8 protein-coding genes and 1 pseudogene are annotated in these 7793 nt (G+C 69.8%); 5 read left to right on the forward strand and 4 right to left on the reverse strand.

The genetic code is table 11. The features are described 5' to 3' along the window. The 4 genes and pseudogenes from AN233_RS17780 to AN233_RS00430 all read left to right on the forward strand — a co-directional run. Positions 1-322: pseudogene (locus tag AN233_RS17780) on the forward strand (hypothetical protein); the annotation flags it as partial. After that, complete coding sequence (locus AN233_RS00420) at positions 319-726, forward strand: hypothetical protein (RefSeq protein WP_058364908.1); 408 nt, start codon at positions 319-321, stop codon at positions 724-726. The pseudogene AN233_RS17780 and the gene AN233_RS00420, both read left to right, overlap by 4 nt. 128 nt (positions 727-854) lie before the next feature. Further along, positions 855-1955 (forward strand): ATP-NAD kinase family protein, encoded by a 1101-nt coding sequence (locus AN233_RS00425; RefSeq protein ID WP_058364909.1) that lies wholly within the window; start codon positions 855-857, stop codon positions 1953-1955. A gap of 100 nt (positions 1956-2055) precedes the next feature. Then, a complete protein-coding gene (locus AN233_RS00430; protein WP_058364910.1) occupies positions 2056-3126 on the forward strand; it encodes an NAD(P)/FAD-dependent oxidoreductase in 1071 nt (356 codons plus the stop codon). 36 nt (positions 3127-3162) lie between these two features. Here the strand turns inward: AN233_RS00430 and AN233_RS00435 are convergent, their stop codons facing one another. From AN233_RS00435 to AN233_RS00445, 3 genes are all read right to left on the reverse strand, one after another. After that, on the reverse strand, positions 3163-3714 hold the full coding sequence (locus AN233_RS00435) for an amphi-Trp domain-containing protein (RefSeq protein ID WP_058364911.1): 552 nt from the start codon (positions 3712-3714) through the stop codon (positions 3163-3165). An 82-nt stretch (positions 3715-3796) separates the two neighbouring features. Then, on the reverse strand, positions 3797-4426 hold the full coding sequence (locus tag AN233_RS00440) for a hypothetical protein (RefSeq protein ID WP_058364912.1): 630 nt from the start codon (positions 4424-4426) through the stop codon (positions 3797-3799). Continuing rightward, on the reverse strand, positions 4423-4812 hold the full coding sequence (locus tag AN233_RS00445) for an SHOCT domain-containing protein (protein WP_058364913.1): 390 nt from the start codon (positions 4810-4812) through the stop codon (positions 4423-4425). Before AN233_RS00445 ends, AN233_RS00440 begins: the two co-directional genes overlap by 4 nt. 179 nt (positions 4813-4991) lie before the next feature. Here AN233_RS00445 and AN233_RS00450 point away from each other — a divergent pair, with 179 nt between their 5' ends. Continuing rightward, positions 4992-6377 (forward strand): permease, encoded by a 1386-nt coding sequence (locus AN233_RS00450; RefSeq protein ID WP_058364914.1) that lies wholly within the window; start codon positions 4992-4994, stop codon positions 6375-6377. Between the two features lie 57 nt (positions 6378-6434). Here the strand turns inward: AN233_RS00450 and AN233_RS17785 are convergent. After that, positions 6435-7793 (reverse strand): class I tRNA ligase family protein (locus tag AN233_RS17785; RefSeq protein WP_245625916.1); only part of this gene is annotated, 1359 nt, incomplete at its 5' end.

Raw genomic sequence — 7793 nt, forward strand, 5'->3', positions numbered from 1 at the left:
GGCCACCGCGCAGTTCTGGAGCGAGTCGGAGTCGTTCAACACGATCCGCCACGCCGTCATGCGCCTCGGCGCGGAGCGACCAGAGGCCGAGGAGGACTTCCCGGACCTCGGGCTGAACACGACCGACCTCGGGGAGACGCCCTACGGCGGCCTGCGCGAACCCCTGTGGCTCGCCGACGGCTGGCGCGAGTACGCCTTCGAGTGGACCACGCCGGAGATCGCCACCGACACGCTGTACGTCGCGGTCGGGACCGCCGTCATCTGGGAGGCGGACGCGACCCACTACGTCGACGAGATCAGCGTGACGCTGGAGGAACGGTGAACCGGCGTCGATTCCTCACGCGGAGCGCGACGGGCACGGCGGCTGCGGTCGCGATGACCGCGGGCCTCGCCGGCTTCGCGGGCTGTCTCGGCACGTCCGATGACGAGGGGCGACTCGACCTCACCGTGCAGAACGAAGGCGACGCGCCCGTCGAGGCGCGGGTCGTAGTGACCGGCGCGGACGGGAGCACCTACGCGGACGAGACGGACACCGTCGACCCCGGCGTCGCGCGGGCGTTCGAGGTGACGGTCGCGACGACCGGCCGCCACGAGGTCGTCGCGTCGGGCGAGGAGTGGGAGGGAGCGCTGGCGTGGGACGCCGAGCGGTGCGCGCTGTACGACGGGACGGTGCGGGTCGCCGGCGACCGCGTCGCGGTGGCCGGCGAGTGCGCGGAGCCACGCTGATCCCCGTTTCTGTCGCTGCCGTCGTTCACCGGAAACGCGGTGTCTCGCGTCGCGGGGCGCGCGACCGAACCTTCGAGGGCGCCCTCCGTCTCCCCCGGCTTAAGTAGCCCGCGGCGGTAGGGGCGGCCATGCACGTGGGCGTCGTGGTGAACCCCGTCGCGGGGATGGGTGGCCGGGTCGGGTTGAAGGGGACCGACGGGAAGGTGGCGGAGGCGCGCGAGCGCGGCGCCGAACCGCGCGCTCCGAACCGCACCCGCCGGGCTCTCGCGGCCCTGCACGAGCGCGCGCCCGACGCGAGAGTCTCGACGGTCGCGGACCCCATGGGCGCGTCGCTGGTCCGCGAAGCCGGCTTCGACCCGGACGTGGTCGCGGAGCCCGTCCGCGCCTTTTCTGAGCCCCCCGCGGACGACGACGCCTACGCCGCGGCGGAGACGACCGCGGCGGACACCCGCGAGGCGGTCCGGGCGCTCGCGGACGCCGGCGTCGACATCGTCCTGTTCGTCGGCGGGGACGGGACCGCCGCGGACGTGGCCGAGGCGCTTTCCGGGACCGACACGCCGATGCTCGGCGTCCCCGCGGGCGTGAAGGTGTACTCCTCGGTGTTCGCCGTCTCACCGGAGGACGCGGCCGCGGTCGTGACCGACTTTGAGCGCACGGAGCGCCGCGAGGTGATGGACATCGACGAGGACGACTACCGCGCGGGCGAGGTCCACCCGGAGCTCCGGGCGGTCGCGTGGGTCCCCGTCGCGGAGGATCTCCAGTCCTCGAAACAGACCGGGGGCGGCACGGTCGAGGCGCTCGCTGAGGGATTCGCGGCCGACGTGGAGGCGGGCGTCACCTACGTCCTGGGTCCCGGCTCGACGCTCGGAGCGATCAAGGAGGAACTCGGCTTCGAGGGATCGCCCATCGGCGTCGACGTGTGGCGCGACGGCGAGGTACTGGTCCGGGACGCGACCGAGGCGGAGATCCTCGACGCGCTCGGCGAGCGCAACGTCGTGGTCGTGACGCCCATCGGCGGGCAGGGGTTCGTCTTCGGCCGCGGGAACCCCCAGCTCTCGCCGGCGGTGATCCGCGCGTGCGAGGTGTCCGTGGTCGCCTCGCGGAGCAAGCTCGACGACCTCTCGGTGCTCCGCGTCGACACCGACGACCCCGAGCTCGACGAGCGACTGCGCGGCTGGACCCGGGTCCGCGTCGGCAAGTTCGAGACTCGGATGATGAAGATCGTCTGAGGCTGGTGGGGACCCCCTCGAAGGGCCTCTCACCGACCGCGGTTGCGGCATCGCCGCCGGACAGCGCAACGTACAAACGGCCCGCTGGCGAAGGTCCTGTATGAGCGACGACATCGTCGAACACCGCCGGCTGATCATCGCCGGCACCGGTGCAGCGGGGCTGACGGCGGGGATCTACGCCGCCCGGTCCAACAACGACCCCCTGATCCTGGAGGGCGACGAGCCCGGCGGACAGCTCACGCTGACGACCGACGTCGAGAACTTCCCGGGCTTCCCGGAGGGCATCTCCGGCCCCGAGCTGATAAACGACATGAAGGCGCAGGCCGAGAAGTTCGGCGCCGAGGCGAAGAACGGCGTCGTCGAGTCGGTCGACGCGGACGACCGCCCGTTCCGCGTCGAGCTGACCAACGGCGACGTCTACACCGCGGACGCGTTCATCGCGGCCTCGGGCGCCTCCGCGCGCACGCTGGGGATCCCCGGCGAGGACGAGCTGATGGGCTACGGGCTCTCGACGTGTGCGACCTGCGACGGCGCGTTCTTCCGCGGCGAGGACATGCTCGTCGTCGGCGGCGGCGACGCCGCGATGGAGGAGGCGAACTTCCTCACCAAGTTCGCGGACACGGTCTACATCGCGCACCGCCGCGACGAGTTCCGCGCGGAGGACGTCTGGATCGACCGCATCATGGAGAAGGTCGAGGAGGGCGCGGTCGAGATCCTCTGGAACACCGAGGTGACGGAGCTCCACGGCACGCCCGAGGAGGGCATCGACCACGTCTCGCTCGTCGAGCACCCCGAGGGCCACCCGACGGAGAAGCTCGACGACCCCGAGACGGCCGACGAGGTCGAGGCGTACGACTTCGACGTGGGCGCGGTCTTCTTCGCCATCGGCCACACGCCGAACACGGGCTACCTCGAGGGGACCGGCGTCGAGACGGACGAGGAGGGCTACCTGCTCACCGAGGGCGGCCGCGGCGCGAACCAGACCGCGACGGGCGTCGAGGGCCTGTTCGGCGCCGGCGACGTGGTCGACTTCCACTACCAGCAGGCGGTCACCGCCGCCGGTATGGGGTGTCAGGCCGCGCTCGACGCCGACGAGTACCTCACCGAGTTGGAGCGCGCGGGCGAACTCGGCGAGGCCGTGAGCGCCGACGCGCCGACCGCGGACGACTGATCTGACCGGCGGTCGCGGTTCGGTCCCGCTCCCGACTCAGTCGGAGAACTCCTCCGTGACCGCCGCGTCGGGCGAGTTCTGCATCACGCTCCGGAGTCCCTTCAGCGCGTTGTGCTTCTGCGTGTAGCCCTCGCCGCCGGTCGCGATGACGTTCCCGTTGCGGTGCCGAAGCCGCCAGCGCCACTCCCCGGCGGCGTCCGAGTAGACCTCGAACCGCGCCAGCGACTGCGTCGCGTCGGCCGCCTCCGCGACCGCGGGCGTCTCGGTCTCGTCGACGGGCGGGGACTCGTCAGTCCAGGATTCGGCGGGCTCAGAGGCCGAGGATTCGGCGGCGGAGGGGGGCTCCACGGAGGCGTCGTCCACCTCGGACTCCGGCCACTCCAACTCCAGGTCCAGACTCCGCTCGCCGTCCTCAGTCTCGAGTTCGACATCCAGCGTGAGTTCGTCGGGCGTCGCGACCGTCACGGCGTCGGCGTCCGTGCCGAGCCGGACGGCGCCCGAACGAACGCCGTCCGCGACGTCGTGCAGCGCCGTCGCGATCTCCTCGCGGCTCGCGGTCAGCTCGTGTTCGTACTCGTCGTTGGCCATACCGGGGGTTCTCCGAGGAGCGGGATAAGGACCGCCCACGGTCCGAGGTAGGAGCGGCGACTGACGAGCGGCGACGGTTCCGTCACCCCCTCGTCCGTCGGAACCCTTCGTACGCGGCCGGCAATCCGAGCGGGAGCGCGAGCAGTCCGAACCCCAGGAGCGCGACTCCGTCCGCGCCCCGGCGTCGCGCCGCGAGAAGCGTCGCGACGATTCCACCCAGCGCGACGAGATACGCAAGGTTGCTCCACACCACGTCGTACGAGGAGCAGTACAGCCAGCAGACGAACGTGTAGGAGGGAGCGTTCCAGGTCGGCGGGTGGAGCTTCGGCCAGAAGAACCGACAGTAGGTCGTCCAGCCGAGCATCGCCAGCGTCGGGAGGCCGGCGAGCCACACGGTCGGTCCGAAGGGCCGGCCAGTTCCGAACCGGCGGTACCCGGCGAGGAACACCGCCGGAAACCCGGCGACCCACAGCCAGATGCCGACGGTGTAGCTCACGGGCCAGTGCTCGATCCGCGGCTGCTCGAACGGGAGTCGAAGCGACTCAGGAACGGTCGCCCACGGGAACGAGGGATCGGGAACCGGGTTCGTGACGAACGCGACCAGACAGAGCCCCGACCCCACGAGCAGTCCGCAGAGGCCCGCCGTCGTGTATCGGTCCAGCCAGCCCGGCAGCGGCCGACGCGCCGCGGTCCGCTCGGCCGTCGACGTCATTCCTCTCGTTCCCTCGCGCTCGTGTCGCGTTCGAGCCTCTCGCGCCGCTGATCGTACTCGTCGTCGGTCAGGTCGCCGCGAGCGTACGCGAGCCGGAGCTCTTCGAGCGCCCGGTCCGAGCCGCGCTCACGGCCGGCCACCGCTCTGTAGATGAGGTAACCAGCACCGACGACGGCGACCAAGAACAGGAGCTGTATCACGATGCCGACGGCGAACAGCCATCCCGACACCGCTCCGTCGCCCCACATCCCGCCCCACATGCCGCCCATCATCGGCCCGAATCCCATCATCCCGAAGCCCATGAAGAGCATCGGGACGACGACGAGCGCAGCGACGATAACCAGAAACACCGTGACTAGCGGCGTGTCCTCCGTTTGTTGTGTCATTTGTGGTCCCTCCGTGGCGTCAGTGCTGTTAGCTACTACGGGCGCACCATTCAATGCGGTTGTGGCTTAGATATCCCGAAACTGGCCGGCCCTGAGTTTGGATGTCCCGGTCTCTCCCCCGTTCTCTGACGGATATTCCAACGAAAACTGCAATAGATGATCCCTCCGATAATACATCCATGCAGGCGACGATAGTCGACGGCGTCCTCGAGGCGCTGCGCATCGGCGTCGGATTCCTCTGGACGGCGGCGTGGGCGATCATCATGGGGCTCACGGTCACGAGCCTCGTCCAGGTCTACGTCTCCAAGGAGCGCATGGCGCGGGTCCTCGGCGACGGCGACCTGCGCGGTCTCGCCAAGGCGACCGCGTTCGGGGCGGCGAGCAGCGGGTGCAGCTTCGGGGCCGTCGCCATCGGCAAGGGCCTGTTCAAGAAGGGTGCGCACGCGGTGACATTCCTCGCGTTCATGTTCGCGTCGACGAACCTCATCGTCGAGCTCGGGCTAATGATCCTGATCCTGCTGGGCTGGGAGTTCCTCGTCGCGGAGCTGCTGGGCGGGCTCGTCCTCATCGCCGTCATGGCGGTCATCGTGCACCTGACGCTCCCCGAAAACCTCTTCGACGAGGTCAGAGAGACGCTCAACGAGCGCGACCGCGAGTCGGGCGTCACCGAGGACCCGACCTGCGGAATGGAGGGGAGAGACGAGTACAGCCTCACGACCGACGGCGGCGAGACGCTGAAGTTCTGCTCGGAGGGGTGTATGGAGACGTACCGTCAGCAGGCGTCGAGCAGCGGCGGGTGGCGCGAGGAACTGCGGTCGTGGGGCGGCTGGTACAGGGTCGCCAACCAGTTCCGAAAGGAGTGGTCGATGATCTGGAAGGACGTCGTCGCGGGCTTTCTGATCTCCGGATTCGTCATCGTCTTCGTCCCACAGTCGGTGTGGAACGTCCTGTTCATCCGGGGCGACGGACTCCTCGTGACCGCCGAGAACGCGGTCATGGGCGTCGCCATCGCCGTCGTCAGCTTCGTCGGCAGCATGGGCAACGTCCCGTTCGCGGTCGCGCTGTGGGGCGGCGGGATCAGCTTCGCCGGCGTCATCGCGTTCGTCTACGCGGACCTCATCACGATCCCCGTGTTGAACGTCTACCGGAAGTACTACGGCTGGAAGGTCATGCTGTACATCCTCGGCGTCTTCTCCGTGACGATGGCGTTTACCGGCTTCCTCATGGAGGTGCTGTTCGACGCCCTCGGAATCGTTCCGAACCTCGCCGGCGGGAGGACCGCGACCGAACGGACGTACTTCGAGCTCGACTACACGTTCTCCCTCAACCTCGTCGCCTTCGCTCTCTCCGGCTTTCTCCTGTACGTCTACCGCCGCGGCCTCGGCGCGCCCGGCCAGTACCGCGACCCGGTCTGCGGCATGCGGACGGACGAGGAGGGGCCGGCGGCGACGCACGACGGCGAGACGTACCACTTCTGCTCGCGGACCTGCAGGGAGGCCTTCGAGGAGGACCCGGACGAGTACGCCACCGGACACCCGACGGTGATGGAGGGACACGACCACTGACGGCCGATTTCGCGCGGAGTCACCGCGCCCCGGGACCGAGGGATGCCGATGGCGCGATCAGCTCGCGCGCTCGAGGCCGATGGTGACGGTCACGTCCTCGACCTCCCACGCCTCGACGGCCCCGTCGGCCGCCTCGGGGTCCTCGAGCCACTCGGCGGCGCGGGTCTCCTCGGCGATCAGGTCGCGGTGCTCGTCGACGAAGCCGGCCACGCGGTCGTCGTCGACCGCGACGCCGAGGCGAACGGGCTCCTCGACGTCGAGGTCGAGGTCCTTCCGCATCTCCTGCACGCGCCGGATCACGTCGCGGGCGTATCCCTCGGCCTCGATCTCGTCGGTGAGGCTGGTGTCGACGTAGACGACGCCGCCGTCGAACTCGGCGCCGGAGACGTGCTCGGGCGGCTCCGCGACGTACTCGACCATCTCGTCGTCGAGTTCGACCGGCTCGCCGTCGACCAGCACCTCGCCGTTCTCGACTTCGGCGCGCGTGGCGCCCTGCACCGCGTCCATCACCTTCTGGGCGTCGCCGCCGAAGGCGGGACCGATCTCGGCCATCTGCGGCTCCGCGTGTTCGACGAGTTCATCGAAGCCGTCGGTCACCTCCAGCGCGCGGGCGTTCACGCGGTCGAGGATCAGGGCCTCGAGGTTCCGGACCGCCTCGGCCACCTCGTCGTCCTCGGTCTCCACGACCACGCGCGGGACGGGCCACCGGAGCTTCCGTCCGGCCTGCTGGCGGGCGTTGGCGGCCGCCTCCTCGACGTCGCGGAGGACCGCAACGTCGCGCTCGAGTTCCTCGTCGTGGAGCGCGGCGTCGTACTCGGGGTGTGAGAGCGCGTGGACCGTCGTGGCCTCGCCGTCGAGCGTCTGGTACATGCGCTCGGCGAGATAAGGCGCGAACGGGGCGAACATCCGGACCGTCTCGTCGAGGACGGTCGCGAGCGTCGCGTAGGCGCCGCGCTTGGAGGGGGAGTCCTCCTCCTCCCACATGCGGTCGCGGACCGCCTTCACGTAGAACCGGGAGACGTCCTGCGTGACGAACTCGATCAGCGCGTTGACGGCGTCGCTGACGCGGTAGTCGTCCCACGCCTCTTCGACCTCCCGCTCAACGGACTGGAGCCGCGAGAGCACCCACTCGTCGACGACCTCGAGGTCGCCGTCGGAGAGGTCAGCGTCGGCCGGGTCGTAACCGTCCAGGTCCATGTACTCCAGCGGGAACCGGAAGACGTTCCAGAAGATGTTGAGCTTCCCCTGGATCTCGCCGAGGCCGTCCCACTCGAACGCGAGGTCGACGCCCTGCTGGTCGTGGCTGAGGAGGTACGTGCGCAGGGGGTCGCGGCCGGCGCGGTCGATGGCCTCCTCCGGCGTCACGATGTTGCCGACGGACTTCGACATCTTCCGGCCGTCGCTGTCGTTGGCGAA

Origin of the sequence: Haloparvum sedimenti (assembly GCF_001462205.1) — an archaeon.
Lineage (GTDB): Archaea > Halobacteriota > Halobacteria > Halobacteriales > Haloferacaceae > Haloparvum > Haloparvum sedimenti.

Coding starts and splice junctions, on each gene's coding strand:
- AN233_RS00425 (WP_058364909.1), top strand. CDS start 855: ATGCACGTGGGCGTCGTGGTGAACCCCGTCGCGGGGATGGGTGGCCGG.
- AN233_RS00430 (WP_058364910.1), top strand. CDS start 2,056: ATGAGCGACGACATCGTCGAACACCGCCGGCTGATCATCGCCGGCACC.
- AN233_RS00435 (WP_058364911.1), bottom strand. CDS start 3,714: ATGGCCAACGACGAGTACGAACACGAGCTGACCGCGAGCCGCGAGGAG.
- AN233_RS00440 (WP_058364912.1), bottom strand. CDS start 4,426: ATGACGTCGACGGCCGAGCGGACCGCGGCGCGTCGGCCGCTGCCGGGC.
- AN233_RS00445 (WP_058364913.1), bottom strand. CDS start 4,812: ATGACACAACAAACGGAGGACACGCCGCTAGTCACGGTGTTTCTGGTT.
- AN233_RS00450 (WP_058364914.1), top strand. CDS start 4,992: ATGCAGGCGACGATAGTCGACGGCGTCCTCGAGGCGCTGCGCATCGGC.